General features: G+C 50.9%; 16 protein-coding genes. 8 read left to right on the top strand and 8 right to left on the bottom strand.

All coding sequences use genetic code 11. The features are described 5' to 3' along the window. The 4 genes from AC8GE9_RS05560 to AC8GE9_RS05545 all read right to left on the bottom strand — a co-directional run bounded on the left by AC8GE9_RS05560 (position 1) and on the right by AC8GE9_RS05545 (position 4,252). A complete protein-coding gene (locus tag AC8GE9_RS05560; protein ID WP_506676117.1) occupies positions 1-1,332 on the bottom strand; it encodes an MmgE/PrpD family protein in 1,332 nt (443 codons plus the stop codon). Positions 1,333-1,505: 173 nt separating this feature from the next. Further along, positions 1,506-2,519, bottom strand: a complete 1,014-nt coding sequence (locus tag AC8GE9_RS05555) for a Bug family tripartite tricarboxylate transporter substrate binding protein (RefSeq protein ID WP_506676116.1) — start codon at positions 2,517-2,519, stop codon at positions 1,506-1,508. A 69-nt stretch (positions 2,520-2,588) separates the two neighbouring features. Further along, positions 2,589-3,590 carry a Bug family tripartite tricarboxylate transporter substrate binding protein gene (locus tag AC8GE9_RS05550; protein WP_506676115.1) on the bottom strand — a complete coding sequence of 334 codons (1,002 nt, stop codon included), beginning with the start codon at positions 3,588-3,590 and terminating at the stop codon, positions 2,589-2,591. A gap of 35 nt (positions 3,591-3,625) precedes the next feature. Continuing rightward, positions 3,626-4,252, bottom strand: a complete 627-nt coding sequence (locus tag AC8GE9_RS05545) for a glutathione S-transferase family protein (RefSeq protein ID WP_506676114.1) — start codon at positions 4,250-4,252, stop codon at positions 3,626-3,628. A 222-nt stretch (positions 4,253-4,474) separates the two neighbouring features. Here AC8GE9_RS05545 and AC8GE9_RS05540 point away from each other — a divergent pair, with 222 nt between their 5' ends. The 3 genes from AC8GE9_RS05540 (at position 4,475) to AC8GE9_RS05530 (ending at position 7,498) form a co-directional block, all read left to right on the top strand. Then, entirely contained in the window at positions 4,475-5,452 is a 978-nt protein-coding gene (locus tag AC8GE9_RS05540; RefSeq protein ID WP_506676113.1) for a tripartite tricarboxylate transporter substrate binding protein BugD, read from the top strand. Between the two features lie 106 nt (positions 5,453-5,558). Further along, entirely contained in the window at positions 5,559-6,104 is a 546-nt protein-coding gene (locus AC8GE9_RS05535) for a TRAP transporter small permease subunit (protein ID WP_506676112.1), read from the top strand. Between the two features lie 5 nt (positions 6,105-6,109). After that, entirely contained in the window at positions 6,110-7,498 is a 1,389-nt protein-coding gene (locus tag AC8GE9_RS05530; protein WP_506676111.1) for a TRAP transporter large permease, read from the top strand. Between the two features lie 79 nt (positions 7,499-7,577). On the opposite strand, the gene AC8GE9_RS05525 is transcribed toward AC8GE9_RS05530, so the two are convergent. Further along, positions 7,578-8,675 carry a TRAP transporter substrate-binding protein gene (locus AC8GE9_RS05525; protein WP_506676110.1) on the bottom strand — a complete coding sequence of 366 codons (1,098 nt, stop codon included), beginning with the start codon at positions 8,673-8,675 and terminating at the stop codon, positions 7,578-7,580. A gap of 195 nt (positions 8,676-8,870) precedes the next feature. Between AC8GE9_RS05525 and AC8GE9_RS05520 the strand changes: the two genes are divergently transcribed. From AC8GE9_RS05520 to AC8GE9_RS05510, 3 genes are all read left to right on the top strand, one after another. Continuing rightward, complete coding sequence (locus AC8GE9_RS05520) at positions 8,871-10,709, top strand: gamma-glutamyltransferase family protein (protein WP_506676109.1); 1,839 nt, start codon at positions 8,871-8,873, stop codon at positions 10,707-10,709. A 70-nt stretch (positions 10,710-10,779) separates the two neighbouring features. Further along, entirely contained in the window at positions 10,780-11,748 is a 969-nt protein-coding gene (locus AC8GE9_RS05515; RefSeq protein WP_506676108.1) for a Bug family tripartite tricarboxylate transporter substrate binding protein, read from the top strand. A 14-nt stretch (positions 11,749-11,762) separates the two neighbouring features. Continuing rightward, positions 11,763-12,221, top strand: a complete 459-nt coding sequence (locus tag AC8GE9_RS05510) for a GAF domain-containing protein (RefSeq protein WP_506676107.1) — start codon at positions 11,763-11,765, stop codon at positions 12,219-12,221. Here the strand turns inward: AC8GE9_RS05510 and AC8GE9_RS05505 are convergent. Together AC8GE9_RS05505 and ggt are read right to left on the bottom strand one after the other, a co-directional pair. Continuing rightward, positions 12,194-12,484, bottom strand: coding sequence for a hypothetical protein (locus AC8GE9_RS05505; protein WP_506676106.1), 291 nt, complete (start codon positions 12,482-12,484; stop codon positions 12,194-12,196). The two genes, AC8GE9_RS05510 and AC8GE9_RS05505, sit on opposite strands and share 28 nt — an antisense overlap. A 180-nt stretch (positions 12,485-12,664) precedes the next feature. Further along, entirely contained in the window at positions 12,665-14,272 is a 1,608-nt protein-coding gene (gene ggt / locus AC8GE9_RS05500; RefSeq protein ID WP_506676105.1) for a gamma-glutamyltransferase, read from the bottom strand. 105 nt (positions 14,273-14,377) lie between these two features. On the opposite strand from ggt, the gene AC8GE9_RS05495 reads away from it, so the two are divergent. Next, positions 14,378-15,388, top strand: coding sequence for an alpha/beta fold hydrolase (locus AC8GE9_RS05495; RefSeq protein WP_506676104.1), 1,011 nt, complete (start codon positions 14,378-14,380; stop codon positions 15,386-15,388). Between the two features lie 7 nt (positions 15,389-15,395). Here the strand turns inward: AC8GE9_RS05495 and AC8GE9_RS05490 are convergent, their stop codons facing one another. After that, positions 15,396-15,746 (bottom strand): DUF805 domain-containing protein, encoded by a 351-nt coding sequence (locus AC8GE9_RS05490; RefSeq protein WP_506676103.1) that lies wholly within the window; start codon positions 15,744-15,746, stop codon positions 15,396-15,398. A gap of 180 nt (positions 15,747-15,926) precedes the next feature. Between AC8GE9_RS05490 and AC8GE9_RS05485 the strand changes: the two genes are divergently transcribed. Beyond that, entirely contained in the window at positions 15,927-17,102 is a 1,176-nt protein-coding gene (locus tag AC8GE9_RS05485; RefSeq protein WP_506676102.1) for an MFS transporter, read from the top strand. The last annotated feature ends 2 nt before the right edge of the window (positions 17,103-17,104 follow it).

The raw sequence follows: 17,104 nt of genomic DNA, 5'->3' as shown, positions 1-17,104 counted from the left end.
CTAACCCGTCGACAGCAACGTCCCAAGCACACCTGCATCAGGAAGCGTATTTACTTGCCAACATTGCTTAAGAGCGTCGTTGACCTGCGAAGCGGGCAAAATATCTGAGACCAGATCAATGAATTTTTGGTTTAAATTCGCATCGCTCATCGGACGCTCAAGGCTTCCTAATGCGTGATCCACGTGATGGTGATGCGTCGCACCGTCTTGCAGCGTGACGGTGATGTGCGCTTCATCGACACGAATACTGGTGTCTACCTCAACAGTGACCTTTTTTCTCAGGGCCGTGACGTCATCTCCTCGCACTGCACTGTCGGTGTAATGCTTGGACGTACTGAAACCCGTCAGCAAAACAATTGCAGCTGAATGATAGACACTGAACTTTCCCTCGAGTCCGGTCGTGGGTTGAGGTTTTCCGGTCAACTCTACAACGAGCGGATTGACACGTAAATGCAACGACGCAATCTCCTGAGGCTTGAACAGCTGCTTTGCGTAAAGTGAAATGCAACCGTCAATCACAGGATGAATCACGAGGCCGCAGGCATAAGGCTTAAAAGCGTTATCCATCACAACCCATTTTTCTCCCAGACCCTCGATCGTATCGTTCAAGTGCGCGTGTGTAGACATTACTCTGGCAAAGCCGCGAGGCGCCTCGATGACACGCTCCGAGCTGGTAAAGCCCGCACGCGCCATTAGAGCCGCACTCAAGCCGCTCTGTGCAGCACGACCTGGATGCAAGCTTTTACACATTGTGCCGAAAACTTCACGCAAGCCAGAGGCTTGTGTGGCAGCAATGCCAAATGCCCACGCCATCTGTTTTGCATTGAGCTTTAAGGCATACCCAACCGCTGCTGCGGCGCCAAACCCACCGACAGTACTTGTGACATGCCATCCAATATCGTAATGGGCAGGACACACTCCTAGCGCAATTCGACACTCAACCTCAATGCCAAGCGCAATCGACTCAACAAAGGTGGGACCATCAATAGTTTGAAACTGCGCAAGTGCGAGCATTGCCGATAACACCGGACCACTTGGGTGAACCAAGGTCGCGTGATGCGTATCATCAAAATCAAGCACGTGAGAGCTGATGCCATTAAAAAGGGCGGCATGTAACGCATCCACACGTTCACTGCGCCCCAAAATACTCGACTGCCCGATACCCATGAATGGACCGAAAGCCGCCAGCGCGTTGGTGACTGCTGGGTGGCGAGAACCGCCGATCGCACAACCTGCCCAGTTCACAAGTCCCCGGGCCACTTGGTGCCGTACCTCTACGGGTAGGCGGGCCGATTTAAATTCTGCAACAAACTCAGCGAGTATTTTCGTCACTGGAGTTTCTTCTGATGCAGGCTTTGTCAGCTCAGTGCTTGGTTTAATCATCGCCATCTACCTACTCGCACAAAATAATCAGAACTCTATTGTGAGTATTTTTATTGAATATGAATTCATATTTGTGGAAAGGCAGTTTTGGCGATGTCTAAATCATCAAACGCAATGCCGGATCAGTTCGTTTCTAATTTTGCCTCAGTCACGATCTTTTTCCAACGTGGGACATCAACGGCTAGGAACTTAGCAAACTGTTCCGGGGTATCGGGTCTGATATTGCCTCCTTCCTTGGACAACTCCTCGACAAGCTTGGGATCTTTCAAGATTTTGAGAATCTCTTTATTTAAAAGATTAATCACTGCAGGTGGCGTTCCGGCAGGAGCGACCAAACCATACCAGTTTTCAATCTCAAAACCGGTCACCCCTGCTTCGGCCACTGTGGGCACGTTAGGAAACGCTGGAGAACGATCTGAGGACGTCACCGCGAACGCCCGGATTTTGCCACCTTCGACATGTGGTTTCACAACAGCTAACGTGCTGAAATACAACTCAATGCGTCCACCAATCATGTCTGTGATTGCTGCGGCTTGTCCTTTGTAGGGCACATGCACGATTTTAATTTTGGCCTCAGAGCCAAACATCTCGCCAGCCAGATGACCTGCTGTGCCCGACCCGGGGGAGCCATAACTCAATGCACCTGGCTTAGCCTGTGCCATTGCAATCACTTCCTTGAGGGTTTTTGCCTGCAAGGTTGCGGGACCCACAATCACAAGCGGCGCAGACACTAAACGCGTAATAGGAGCAAAGTTTTTGAGAGGGTCGTAATTCAGAGTGGGTCTCAACGCGGGAGCGACACCCATATTCGCAGCCTGAGCAAACAAAATGGTATAGCCATCGGGCTTGGACTGCGCGACATACGATGCCGCGATGGAGGATCCCGCACCAGGTTTATTTTCAATAATGACGGGCTGCTTCAAGACCGTCGAAAGCCGGTCACCCACCGAGCGCGCCATCAAGTCGGAGCCACCGCCCGGAGGAAATCCGACCACGATCCTGATGGGTTTGTCGGGAAACGACTGTGCCACCACAGTCAGCGGCATCACGGCGAGTACGCCGCCCGCAATCAGGCCTGAAATACTGCGACCCAAATACTGAACGGCGGTGAGTTGTTTGAATTTTTTTGCTTTCATTTTTTGTCTCCTGTCTAGCATGACAGCCAGTTGAAATGCACCTAATTTATGCACTTAATTTTTATGCGCTCAATTAACTTTGATCCCTGCTTTTTCAACCACGGGTTTGTACAGCGCCAGGTCACGTTTGATTTCATCACCAAACTGCGCGGATGATGCGTTTGCTGCTTCAATCCCAGACCCGAGCAACTTCGCCTTCACCGCAGGATCCTGCAAGACGGCATTGATCTCCTTATTGAGCTTAGCAACGATGGCGGCAGGCGTCTTGGCTGGAGCCATGATACCCACCCATGAGTTCAACTCAATCCCGGGGATACCCGACTCTTTAAAAGTTGGAATGTCGGGATAGGCCGCCGAGCGCGTCGCGCTTGGTACGCCAAGAGCCACCAGTTTTCCTGCTTTCAAGTGTTGATTGATCGAGGCAGCGGAGGCAAAGGTCAAGGGAATATGTCCGGCCAAAGCGTCGGCTACAGCAGGACCGCCCCCTTTGTAAGGGACATGTACAAAATTAGAATTGGACTGTTGCTTGAGCAACTCGCCAGCCAAATGCACGAGACTGGCGTTACCTGAGGTGCCGTAGGAAAGCCCCCCTGGAGTGGCTTGCGCCAAGGCCACCAGCTCTTTCAGGTTCTTTGCCTTGACGTCTGGATTCGCCGCCAAAATGACGATGGAATTGCCGATTTTGGCGACAGGCGCAAAATCCTTGAGCGTATCGAAACCAATCTTTGAATAAGCGTGAGGGTTAATCACCAAGGTGCCATCCAACGCCAAAAAGAGCGTGTAGCCATCGGGAGCCGCAGTCGCTACCTGCTGGGCACCAATATTGCCGGACGCGCCAGGCTTGTTTTCAACGATGACTTGCTGACCGAGTCGTTTGGATAAGCCCTCGGCCACAATACGGCCACTGGTATCCGTCACGCCACCAGGTGCAAAGGGCACCACAAGCTTAATCGTCTTGGTCGGGTAAGCATCAGCCGCTTGCGCTTGTGCCTGACCACTCGTCAGGACGAGTCCGGTCATCGCGATGAACGACGCACAGATTTTTTTCATGTGTAAAGTTTGCTTCTTCATTTTTATCTCCTCAACAATTCGTTATCAACAAATCGTTATTTAAGTGCGACAGCAAAACCGCGCTGAACCGCAGGGCGTGCCATCATTGTTTCGTACCAACGCTTTACATTCGGAAAATCCGCCAAATCGACCTGATGGCGAGGGTGCCTCCACACCCAACCCAAGAGTGCGAAATCGGCGATCGACAGATCACCTGCAAAAAAAGTCTGCTCCGCAAGTCGTCGATCCATGACTCCGTACAAACGGCGCGTTTCAGCCATGAAGCGCTGTACGCCGTAGCGTTTGTCCTCCTCATTGGTCAGACCAAGAAAATGATGGACTTGACCGGGGATGGGACCAAAGCCCGCCATCTGAAACATGAGCCACTCAAGAACCGCAACTCTGGCAGCGCCTTTGGCCGGTAAAAACTTGCCTGTTTTCTCAGCGAGATAAATCAAAATCGCCCCAGACTCAAACACGCTGAGGGGTTTGCCGTCCGGACCGTCGCGATCCACAATGGCAGGGATTTTGTTATTAGGACTGATTTTTAAGAAATCGGGTTTGAACTGCTCGTCCTTACCGATATCAACCGGGATCACGTCATAAGCCAGACCCATTTCTTCGAGGGCCACGGAGATTTTGCGGCCATTAGGCGTATCAAAAGAATAAAACTGGATGGTCATAGAAAAAGGTCTCTGTCGTTAAATGTTTAGGTTTGTTTAGGTTCTCAGCCATCGAATATACCTATTCTCTGAGCGAATGAACACAAATCATCTCTGACGGGCTTTAAACGGGGGCTGTGCAGCCTAAATCCCTTATTTTTTATGCACTTGCGTTCTATTGAATCATGCTTTAATTGCTGTTTTAGTATTTCCCCTTCACTTTAGACTGACCCCGGAGCCAAAATGAAAACATTTTCACTCACAATCGGTGCCTTGTTGTCTGCGGTCGCGTTTTCAGCGTCGGCACAAAGCGCAGACAACTTCCCCTCAAAGACCATCAACATGGTGGTTCCCTTCGCAGCGGGCGGCCCAACCGACAACGTCGCACGCTCGCTGGCCGAAGCCATGCGTCCCACGCTCAAACAAAGCGTCGTGGTCGAAAATAAAGCGGGCGCAGGCGGCACAGTTGGAAGCTCCTTCGTTTCGCGCGCCAACCCCGATGGCTACACCGTATTGTTGATGCACGTTGGCTTCACAACTGCACCCGCCCTGTACAAAAAGCCCAACTACAACCCCATCGAAGGTTTCGAGCCTATTGGTCTCGTTGTGGACGTTCCGATGACGATCGTCGGCCGCTCCGACTTTCCTGCCAACAACATCAAAGAATTGGTTGAGTATGTCAAGAAAAATAAGGACAAAGTTTCCTTGGCGAATGCCGGTATCGGCGCTGCCTCACACCTGTGCGGCGTGATGTTCGCCAGTGGCGTCGGTGTGAATCTGCTGACAGTCCCCTACAAGGGCACAGGCCCAGCCATGAACGACTTGGTGGGCAAACAAGTCGATTTGTTATGTGATCAAACCACCAACACGACTCAGCAAATCAAAGCAAACACCATCAAGGCCTATGCTGTGACAAGCAAGACGCGTGTCGCCACCTTGTCAAATTTGCCCACGATGGATGAGTCAGGTTTCAAAGACTTTGAAGTTGGTATCTGGCATGGCATGTGGGTTCCCAAAAATACGCCAGCACCTATCCGCGCAAAGCTTGTAGAAGCTCTCCAAGCAGGCTTGGCCGATCCTAAGTTTCAGGAGCGCATGGCGGGTCTGGGCGCACAAGTCCTGACCAAGGATGCAAATCCTGCTGCCCTGGACGCTAAAGTCAAACAACAACTCCCTCAATGGGCTGAGTTGTTCAAGAAAGCAGGCGTTGAACCCCAGTAATTGCACCCGAAACTTTCTTACTGCGCGCCAAGAGCGATAGACCTCTTGGCGCGTTTTCCTTTAGTTCTTTTGGAGAATCCGCATGCTAACAATCCTAGCAGTCATAATGCGGTCAATAAACGCGATCAATAAAGCCATTGGCAATACGTTTGCTTGGCTCTCTCTTGCAATTGTTTTAGTCTGCTTCGCAGTCGTCGTGGAGCGCTATCTGTTTTCAACCACCAGGCTGTGGATGCAGGATTTATATGTCTGGCTCAATGGCGTGATGTTTACCGCTGTCGCTGGCTTCGCCCTATTTAGAGAAGATCATGTACGGGTTGATATTTTTTATCGACCCGCCTCGCCCACTAAAAAAGCGATCGCCGACTTGGTCGGTGTGTGTGTATTTTTGTTTCCCTTCATGTTTGCCATTTATTACATTGGTCTGCCCTACGTTCAGCGCTCCTGGCGCCTGATGGAAAATTCTGCAAACGTGGGCGGCATGCCAGGACTGTATGTGTTGAAAACCTTTATTCTCGTTTTTGTAGTCCTGGTCGCCTTCCAAGGCCTTGCCATGGCGATCCGCTCTATTCTGATGCTTGCCAAGCGCGAGGATCTCATTCCAAAGGACTTCCGTTACCCAACGATCGCGCAAGCGACTGGCAAGGAGTGACGAACATGGATTACGTACTGATCGGTGAAATTCTTGCGGGTCTGATGTTTTTTGGTGTGATCGGCATGTTGATGCTGGGCTTTCCAGTTGCATTCTCACTGGCTGGCACCTCACTCATTTTTGGCGCAATCGGCTACTACTTTGAGGTCTTTGATTTTTCAAATCTAGCCTCGCTTGCAGGTCGATATATTGGTTTTATGACCAATGAAGTATTGGTTTCTGTCCCGCTTTTTATCTTTATGGGCGTCATGCTTGAGCGCTCCAAGATAGCCGAGGAATTGCTGCTGACAATGGGCAAACTCTTTGGCAATGTGCGAGGTGGCTTAGGGATTTCCGTGATTTTAGTCGGCGCCCTTCTCGCTGCATCAACAGGCGTGGTGGGTGCCACCGTCGTGACCATGGGCTTGATTTCTTTACCCGCCATGCTCAGAGCAGGATATGACCCCAAACTCGCCAGTGGAGTGATCTGTGCATCGGGCACCTTGGGGCAAATCATCCCACCCTCCACCGTACTGATTTTCATGGCCGACATACTTGCGGGCATCAACTCACAAGTACAGATGTCAAAAGGTAATTTTGCGCCGACTCCTGTCTCAGTAGGTGATTTGTTTGCGGGAGCCTTCATTCCCGGCATGCTGTTGGTACTGCTTTACTTGGGATGGATGGTGTTTAAAGCGATCGTCGATCCGAAATCATGCCCGGCCACGCCCTTTAGTGATGAGGAGAAAAAGGGGATTTTCAAAGAAGTCATCACAGCGATGGTGCCACCACTATTGCTGATCATCGCCGTACTGGGATCCATCATCGGTGGAATCGCCACACCTACTGAAGCTGCTTCCGTCGGCGCGGTTGGTGCAACGATTCTGGCTGCCTTACGTTGGCGCTTGTCCTTGAGAGTGTTACGCGAGGCTGCTATATCGACTGCAACGATCACCTCGATGATCTTTATTATTCTGTTTGGAGCCTCTGTATTCTCGATCGTCTTCCGTCAAATGGGTGGAGATAATCTGGTACATGAATTCCTCTCGGGGCTGCCAGGTGGGGCGATGGGCGCGATGATCGTGGTGATGCTCATCATGTTCGTCCTCGGCTTTATCTTGGACACCTTTGAAATTATTTTCATCGTGATCCCGATTACCGCACCGGTTCTGTTGATGCTTGGGCTCGACCCCATCTGGCTTGGCGTAATGGTTGGCGTCAATTTACAAACAAGCTTTCTCACACCTCCGTTCGGATTCTCATTGTTTTATCTGAGAAGTGTCGCACCCAACAGTATTTCGACGGGGATGATTTACAAAGGCGTCATTCCCTTTGTTTGTCTGCAGGTGCTGGCGCTTGCTATTTTGTTTGTATTCCCAGAACTCGTCACCTGGTTACCAAAGATTCTTTACTAAATATCCATAAAAATATTCATGAAAAAAACCCGGTGATCTATGACAGATCGCCGGGTTTTTAACTTTCAAACTAAACGTATTAGATCTTAAAGTACTTAGCGCGCGCGGCAATAAATTGCGCATCCGTACCTTCAGTTTTGAGGCGAACGGTGTTGAGCCCTTTGACAAAACTCTCAGCCGTCTTTTTAGTCAACGCATCGCCTTTATCGCGGATGGAGGTCAAGACCTCTAATGAGGCCTTTGCAGCGGCCTCAACCACGCTATCGGGGAACTGAGGAATAGCTTTGACGCCATGATCTTTGATCAGCACTTCTAGTGCACGTGGGTCATTGGCAGCAAAGTCAGAAGCAACCTGGTCGTATTCGGCCTGGCACACATCGCGCACCAGATCCTGCAAGCTCTTTGGCAAGGCTTGGTATTTCTTTTTGTTAACCACCAACTCTGTTGCCAAACCTGGCTCGATGAAACTCGAGGTGTAGTAAATCTTGCGAGCTTTGTAAAAACCAAGCGCGAGATCGTTATAGGGGCCGACAAACTCAGCGGCATCCAGCGCACCAGACTGCAACGCTTGGAAAATCTCGCCAGCGGCCATGTTCGTCACAGAGGCGCCCATCTTGCCCCAAACCTGACCACCCAAGCCAGGCGTACGGAAACGCAAGCCTTTGACATCTTCAAGACTCTTAATTTCTTTAGGGAACCAACCACCGGCTTGTGTCCCGGTGTCACCCGACAAAAAGCCCTGCAGTCCAAATTGGTCATAGACCTCATCCCAAATTTGCTGACCACCCAAATAGCGCACCCAGGCCGCGAGTTCGCGACTGGTCATACCGAAAGGCACACCGGTAAAAAAGGACAGTGCCACGCTCTTGTTCTGCCAATAGTAAGCAGCACCGTGCGACATCTCAGCACCACCGTCAATCACGGCATCGATGGATTGAAGTGCGGGGACAAGTTCGCCCGCAGAAAAAACCTGAACGGTCAGTTGGCCGCCTGACGCTGCGGTAATACGATCGGCCAAGCGCTGCGCACCCACACCCAAACCTGGAAAATTCTTGGGCCATGTGGTCACCATGCGCCATGTGATTTTGCGTTGAGCAATAGCGGGGGCAGCAACGGTTGAAAGGCCAGCTGCGCCGGCAATACCTGCTTTGGTGATAAATGATCTACGGTTCATCATGGCGGTGTCTCCATCAGCCCAAAAAATGTAAAAGATAAAATCAGTAAACGATTATATTGCGCCCACCTCCATTAAAACCTAGGAAAACCCTAGGTTTTAATCAAAAATCAGCGATTGCGACGCAATAAATACCTATTAATATCTTCGACTGCGCCCGCAAGCTCACCCCCACTTTGCAATCACCTAGGCAGCTATATGGATTCGTTTACTACTCGTCCAGAAATTATTGGCACTTTTGGCGTGGTCTCCTCAACACACTGGCTGGCCTCACAGACCGCCATGTCTATCTTGGAGCGTGGCGGCAATGCCTTTGATGCTGCGGTAGCTGGCGGCTTCGTATTACAAGTCGTCGAGCCCCACCTCAACGGCCCAGGTGGTGAAGTTCCGCTGATGTTGTGGAGTGAAAAAGAACAACGCATGCGTGTGATTTGCGGCCAAGGCTGCGCGCCCGCCTTGGCAACGCCCGAATACTTTCGCGAAAAAGGTCTTGGGCTCATTCCTGGCATCGGCCTCTTACCCGCAACCGTTCCAGGCGCTTTTGGTGCTTGGATGACGATGCTACGGGACTACGGCAGCATGTCTCTTGCCGAAGTGCTTGCACCCGCTATCCGTTATGCTGAAAAAGGCTTTCCCCTGATCCCGCGAGTGGTTCAAGCCATTACTGCGGTCCAAGACTTATTCCGCGCCGAGTGGCATAGCTCGCGAGACGTCTGGCTCCCCAAGGACAAGGTCCCTGCGCCTGGTTCACTCTTTCAATCCACGGCGCTTGCCAAGACGTATCGAACAATCATCGAACAAGCCGAAAGCCAAGGCGGTACGGATCGTCTCAAACAAATCGAGGCTGCGCTAGACATTTGGTATCGGGGCTTCGTGGCACGCGCGATCGATGACTATTACACGCACGCTGAAATCAGGGACACCACCGGCGAACGTAACAAAGGGCTTTTGCGTTACGAGGATCTCGCCAAATGGCAAGCCACCTACGATGAACCAATCACGGTTGAGTTCGGTCGCTACACCGTCGCGAAATGCGGCGTGTGGTCGCAGGGCGCGACCTTCTTGCAACAACTTACGATCCTGAAAAACGCTGAATTACAAAAACACGCACCGGACTCTTTTGAGTTTGTGCACCATGTTGCGGAGGCCGCCAAGCTCGCACTTGCAGATCGTATGGTCTGGCTCGGCGATCCAGATTTTGTCGCTGTGCCACTTACAACGATGCTGAGTTCGGATTACGGCAAACAACGCTTTGCACAAATCGCGGCACTTGCATCTAAAGCCTTACGACCCGGTCAACCCGATGGTCGCCAGCCGGCCATGCCTGACCTAGATCTCGGCGAGCGCATCCTGGCCATCTCGGATACGCGCTACGGTATCGGCGAGCCAACCTTTGCAGCCTTGCCGCCTGCACGCGAGTGGGCGGACAAAGAGATCTTTGTCGGTGATACCTGTCATTTAAGCGTGATTGATCAAGAGGGCAATATGGTTTCAGCCACACCCTCAGGTGGCTGGCTTTCCTCAAGCCCCATCATTCCTGCACTCGGATTTTCTATCAATACCCGACTGCAAATGACCTGGCTTGACGAGGGTCTGGCAAGCCAACTCCAGCCGGGCAAACGACCCACTACAACGCTATCACCTTCGATGGCCTTGCGTGATGGCAAACCATATATGGCATTTGGCACACCAGGCGGAGATCAACAAGACCAGTGGCTGCTGATTTTCTTTTTGCGTCACGCGCTCTATGGCATGAATCTACAAGAGGCCATTGAGGCACCGTCGTGGCATTTGGATCATTACCCCTCGTCATTCTGGCCGCGTACCACTAAACTCAACCGTATCACGCTCGAATCACGTATGCCTGAAGCGACGATTGAACAACTCAAGCAAGTCGGTCACGATGTGAAGGTTGGTGCGGCATGGTCGGAGGGACGCATTTCAGCCTGCACACGCGAAACCGACCTGAACGGACAGCTTGTCTTGCGTGCAGGTGCCAATCCGCGCGGCATGCAAGGCTATGCAGTCGGTCGTTGAACACATAAAAACCTGATGACCTACCAACACCAGTACGTATTTTTAATTCAAGTTAAAGACGGAGTCACTCATGAACAAATATCTCACTCGCCTACTCGTTGCTAGCGTATTTTCTTGCGCAGCCCTCACATCTGCACATGCCGCGTATCCAGATAAGACCGTATCCGTCATTGTGCCCTGGGCACCTGGTGGCTCTACAGATATTTTGGCGCGGATGTTGTCAGAAAGTTTGACGAAAACACTTGGCCAGACCTTTATAGTAGATAACAAACCAGGCGCCTCCGGCAACATTGGTTCTAACACTGTTGCCAAAGCAAAACCCGATGGCTATACCTTGCTCGTGGGCTCGATGAGCACCCACGCGATGAACGGTGCGTTATTTGCAAAAATGCCTTTTCATCCTGTCGATGATTTCACGCCTATTGCACTAATCGCATTGGTCACCAACACCATGGTGACCAATGCTGCTGTCCCCGCTAAAACTGTGCCTGATCTGATCGCCTATGCAAAAGCCAATCCTGGCAAACTCAATTACGCCTCCGCTGGCGTGGGCTCTACCAACCACATCAGTGCCGCCATGTTTGAGAAAGCCGCTGGCATCACGATGAATCACGTCCCGTACAAAGGTGGCGCACCCGCCGTGCTCGACACAGTCTCCGGTCAGACACAGGTGCTGTTTAGCGCAGGCACGCAGACCTTGCCTCACGTCAAGTCAGGCAAACTCAATCTTATTGCTGTCACTGAAGATAAACGTGCAGAGTTATTGCCCAGCACCCCAACGGTTGCAGAAACACTACCCGGTTACGAGATGGTCGTTTGGTATGGTGTGTTTGGTCCAAAAAATTTACCTGCAGACATCACTACCAAACTCAATGCAGAGATCAACAAAACGCTCGCACAACCTGCTGTCATTGAAAAAATGCGCGGCATTGGCGTCGAGGTCGTGCAATCGACACCTGCAGGTTTTACTAAAACACTTCAAGCTGATACCGATCGCTATACAAAGCTCATCAAAGAGCTAAACATTTCAGCTGAGTAAAGCGCGAGGCGAGTTTGAACGACGCACACGACAATAAAGTGCAGCAGCTATGCCATGGCATCGATCAGATCGCCATGGCTTTGTTGGATCGCGAACTGCTCACTATCAACAACTTTTATCCTGAGCACATGGAGCTTGAGCGACTGTTTAGCTCAAACCCTGAGGCCTATCCGCCGGGCGGACGCAAGCAAAAGAAAGGGACGGCCTGGGGTCAGCATGTTCTCATTGACCAAAAAATATTTATCGGCGAAGGCACTGAAGCGATTCGGCAATCATTTGATGACCATGAAACCATTGCACGCTTAGGTTTGCAATCCGTCATCAATATTCCCATCACGCGTGATGGAGTGTGTTTGGGTACACTCAACATCCTGATGAAACACCCTCACGTTAAACCAGAACACATCAATATTGCACAGCAACTGGGTGCACTGCTGAATAATAATTATGGGGTACTGAGCTTCAAGACTTGAATAGACTGAATGAGCTTCGTAAACTGCACCTTGTCTTTTTTATCTATCGACTTGGTATTATCAGTTTGGGAATTGAGTAAAGATTCAGCATTTTCTAATTCCCGAATAAATCCAATTGCTGCTTGAGCCTTTTGCTGCTGAGTGCCTGGCACAAGCTCATAGATATTTAAATAAAGAGAGGCCAAACTCCTATTCTGTAACTCAGGACTCAATGGAAACTTGCTTTTAAACAGTTTATCTAGCGCATCTTTTGCGTCACCCACGGTTTACGCATGCCGATGACGCTCTTCGGGCTTCAATGATTTTTTTCTGGTCGTCTGACAGCATCTTTGTCATCCTGCTAGGAGATTGATGTTGGACTTATGTTACATCACCTAATCTTATGCTTATTCTAAAATAAAATTTTAAAATAAAAATTTAGATGATTGACAAGTAAAGGATCATTAAGATCGCGCGTAAACCACGCCCGCCCCCCCTCTAGGATCCGCCCCTCCTCTCATACGACCACCAATCGTTGAAATCACATGTGCACGCGACATGCTGGGCTCAAAACTATGTGCACTCTGATGCACAACATGCCCCATTGCGCGTAATTCGCGGATCACTGAACGTGGCACAGTCGCCTCAGTATGAATACCCAAGCCCTCGCAATGTATCCGAGGGACGGTGACAGCTTCAACAGGCGACATCCCAAAATCCACGATATTTAAAATCGATTGCAACGTCGCGCTGATAATGACACTCCCACCTGGGGCTCCCGCTAAGAGGACTGGCTTACCATCCTTGAGCAACATCGTGGGTACCATCCCAGTCGTACGTGCCTTGCCAGGCGCCATCGAATTCTTTTTGCCCGGCACGGGATCAAACAATTTCATTGAGTTGTTGTAATTAAAACCCAAGCCGGGCGTCACAACACCCGCAGCCGTTCCAAGCGTATGTGTCATTGATACGGCATTACCTGCTGCATCCATGACACAGACATGCGTGGTACAGCCCGGTGGGGCTTCTTCTTGGCCCCCAGCATAACGACCGCTTTTGATCCGTTCCGCCCAGTACGCTGCGCGTTTTTTGGAGATCAGCATATCGGTGGGCACATCCGCAAAGCGTGGATCGCCAAGATAGGCGTTACGATCGACGTGCGCCGCGGCCATGGCGCGCGCAACTAAATCTATATGTCGCGTCGATCCGTGCTCGAGCGCACTCAAATCAAAATGCTCCAGAATCTGTAACATCTCAATCAAGGTCGCACCACTACCGGGGGGCGGATTAGACCTCACCTCATAGCCACGATAATGACCGACGAGAGGCGCACTCTCTTCGGGTTGATAGTCCGCCAAATCTTGCCGCGTCACAAAGGCGCCATTTAATGCCAAGTCTCGAGCGATTTCATCACCGAGCGCACCTTGATGGAACTCTCGCCAGCCACCCTTCGCAAGACGCTCAAGCGTCCGCGCATAGTCGGGAAGCCTCATTACGTCACCGACTTGATAGAGTCGTCCCTCAGGGTGCAAGTACACACGCGCACACTCTGCTGTCTTACGAATGCGTGTGAGCCCATCAGGAATACCTGGCTGGGCATAACCACTCCACACGCTCGCACCATTTGGTGTCACGATGATGCCCTCAACCGCCTGCTCAATCGCAGGCGCAATCAAATCGGCCCAAGGCATTGAGCCAAGCTTTTCATGAAGTAAACCCAGACCTGCAGGGGTGCCGGGCGTCATGATGGCGGTGTAGCCGATTTCACTTCGAAAGTCGTCAAACAAGCTATAGCCTGAAATAGGCGTACGACCTTTGCAATCCTTTTCCCACATCTCGGGGCGCACCTTCGATCCCGCTCGATTGTAGAAATCAATCATGCCACTCGTGCCTGTTTTGGCAGCGTAATAATGCAAGGTCCCCATACCGCCTAAGCCACACATAAAGGGGTCATTGACCATTTGAGAAAAGGCTGTTGCGAGTGCGGCATCGAACGCATTGCCACCTTTTTCAAGTATTTCAGCACCTACCTCGGCAGCACGCGGCTGCGGACACACGACGACCCCTTTCATCTCATCTCCTATTTTGTTCGACTCGTTTCATCAAAAATTAACACGATTTACAAATAGAGGATGCAGGCATACAGTATGCCTATCCAAAAAATTCAACACTAAACAATGACTGCTGACTCGACCAGACCCCCTGCGCACGAAGGCCTCTTTACACTCAAGCACTTTACTTTTGAGTCTGGCCAAACACTACCCGAACTTAATATTGGTTATCTCCGCTTTGGAGAACTCAATGCGCAACGGGACAATCTGTTGCTGGTGTTGCCTGGCACCGGTAATGTGAGGCATAGCATCCTGGAACACATCGGCTCTGGACGTTCCTACGACACAGATCACTATTGCGTCATCAGTACCGATGCGATTGGGGGCGGGACCTCGTCCAAGCCCGCCGATGGTTTAGGTGCTGCCTTCCCAAATTACACCATTCGAGACATGGTGCATGCTCAGGTGCAATTGGTCAAAAATGGACTTGGCCTTGGAGATCAGCCCATCGCCGTACTTGCCGGAGCATCCATGGGTGCCTTCCAAGCACTTGAGTGGCTCATTCACTTCCCCGATATGGTTCGGTCAGCAATCCTGATGGTTCCGGATTGGCGCGCGAGCAATAGTTTTCAACTCGCAACGCAACGCATGGTCGATATAATTAAGCTCGATCCTCATTGGAACAACGGCCAATACACTTCGGCACCCACTGAAGGCCTCAAACTCGCAGGCAAACATTACTTTGCCTGGACCGTCACGGATACATATATTGCTGAGTCGGATTACACCGCGCTTGAACGCGAGGCCACCGCTGCAGCAGATTGGTTCGCAAGCTGGGATGCATGGAGTTTACTGAAGCGCTATCAGGCATCCTCACAGCATGACGTAAGCGTATGCTTTGACGGTAATCTGGCTAAGGCCCTTGCGCGTGTCAATGCCAATACACTCGTGCTGCCTTGCATGACAGAGCGCTTACTAAGTGTAGAGGGCGCCCAACAACTTGCCCAAGGTCTGGCGAAAGTCACCTATGCGCCAGTTGACTCAAATAAAGGCCATCTGGCCTGGCGGGCCATGCCTGGTTCGAGTCAAACACAATTCATCAACCGAACAATCAGGGAATTTCTGAGCCTGTCTTAACGGGCACTCAGACGGAATAGGCACCATATTTATTTGAGGATTTTTCACTATCCATCGCGAACCAGATAATCAATAGCAAAATACCAATAACCGTGATGACCAACAACTGCCACCATCCACTGCGCCCAGTGTCATGCAGGCGGCGGCTACCCGCGGCGAAGGTTGGGATCAGAAAAATCAGAGCGATCACATTACCCAAAAATGCACCGCCATCGACCAAGGTAGCACCAACAACCGTTGCACCCCAGCCAAGCAAAACTGTAAACAAATAAAACCACCAGAACTCACTTCGCGTCGCGCGTCCGCTAAACGTGGCGTATTTGGATAGGCAGGTTGAGACAGCCGTAGTGAAATTCATTGAGATGCTCCGAATAAGTCGTTGTTAAACCACGTCAATTATTGTTATTTTGATAAGCTTTATAACCTAGATCAACAGATCTTTCTCACATACGGTATCCTAAGATGGTGTAACCCAACCGCGCTGCGCTGCAACTATCGCTGATTTTTTTTGTCTTTAGCTCACCGTTAACAACCTCTTGTGAATCATATTCTGATTGCCCTGGTGGCAATGTTCTTGCAACAAACCTTCGCAGCCATAGGTCGTGCCTTGCCGGCTGTGATTGCACCTGCCATCATTGCAGATCTCATGATCGATTCGGCTTGGATTGGTGTCTACTTTTCAATCGCAGCAGGCGCGGCACTTTCCACCCAACTCGGCTGCGGCAGCTTCATCATTCGTTTTGGTGCGATGCGCATGAGTCAGTTGGCGCTTGTATTGCTCGGTCTAGGGATGGCGTTGGCCACAATCGGGCATCCTATTGCACTCGTACTTTCAGCAATGTTGAGCGGTGGCGGCGCAGCAGTTTCAACACCCTCGAGTTCTCATTTATTAGGGCGTTGCTCCCCCCCTCGTTATTTACCTTTAATTTTTTCAATCAAACAAACTGCTGTGCCTGCAGGTTTATTACTAGCAGGAATCTTGGGACCGCAACTGACGCAATGGTCAAGCTGGCGATACACCATGCTCATTACTGCCTTGGCTTGTATTGCATTCACATTGATGCTGCAACCCTTGGTCAAAAAATTTGATGACGATCGAGATCCCACCCGCAAATTTCATTTGTCTGATTTTGGCAATACGCTTCGCGCCGTTATAGGAACAAGAGAGTTACGCAATCTCTCTTTTGCATGTTTTGCTTTCAATACCGCACAAACAATTTTCACCGTCTATTTTGTCGTCTACCTCACGACAATGGGGTACACCTTAGTTGCTGCAGGATTTATCTTTTCGATCGCAGTCGCGGTTGCCGTCCCAGGCCGTATTATTTGGGGCTTGCTCGGTAGCTCCTATGTGCATCCGCGTACGATGATGGCCGCGCTCGCGATTGGAATGGCGATTAGCATGATGCTCCTCAGTCTCTGTGCCGAGGGCTGGCCCACGATTATCATAGGTATCGTGGCGACCCTCATCAGCGCGACAGCCCTGTCATGGCATGGCGTATTGCTAGCTGAAACAGCGCGAGAAGCGCCTGAGGGTGGCCGCGGTGCGGTCACTGGCGGAGTCTTGTCGTTTGGACAAGTCGGTGCCCTCACCGCACCTTCGATCTTTTCTCTTTTACTTGGCATGACCAACAATTACGGCATCGGCTTTATTGTTTGCTCCTTACCTGCCTTATTCGTGGGTATTGTGTTAATTCGTCAAAGACGACGGTAGCC

The organism is Zwartia lucis (genome assembly GCF_965234455.1).
In the GTDB taxonomy this organism is placed as follows: Bacteria; Pseudomonadota; Gammaproteobacteria; order Burkholderiales; family Burkholderiaceae_B; genus Zwartia; species Zwartia lucis.
This window is presented reverse-complemented; position numbering and strand designations above follow the sequence as displayed.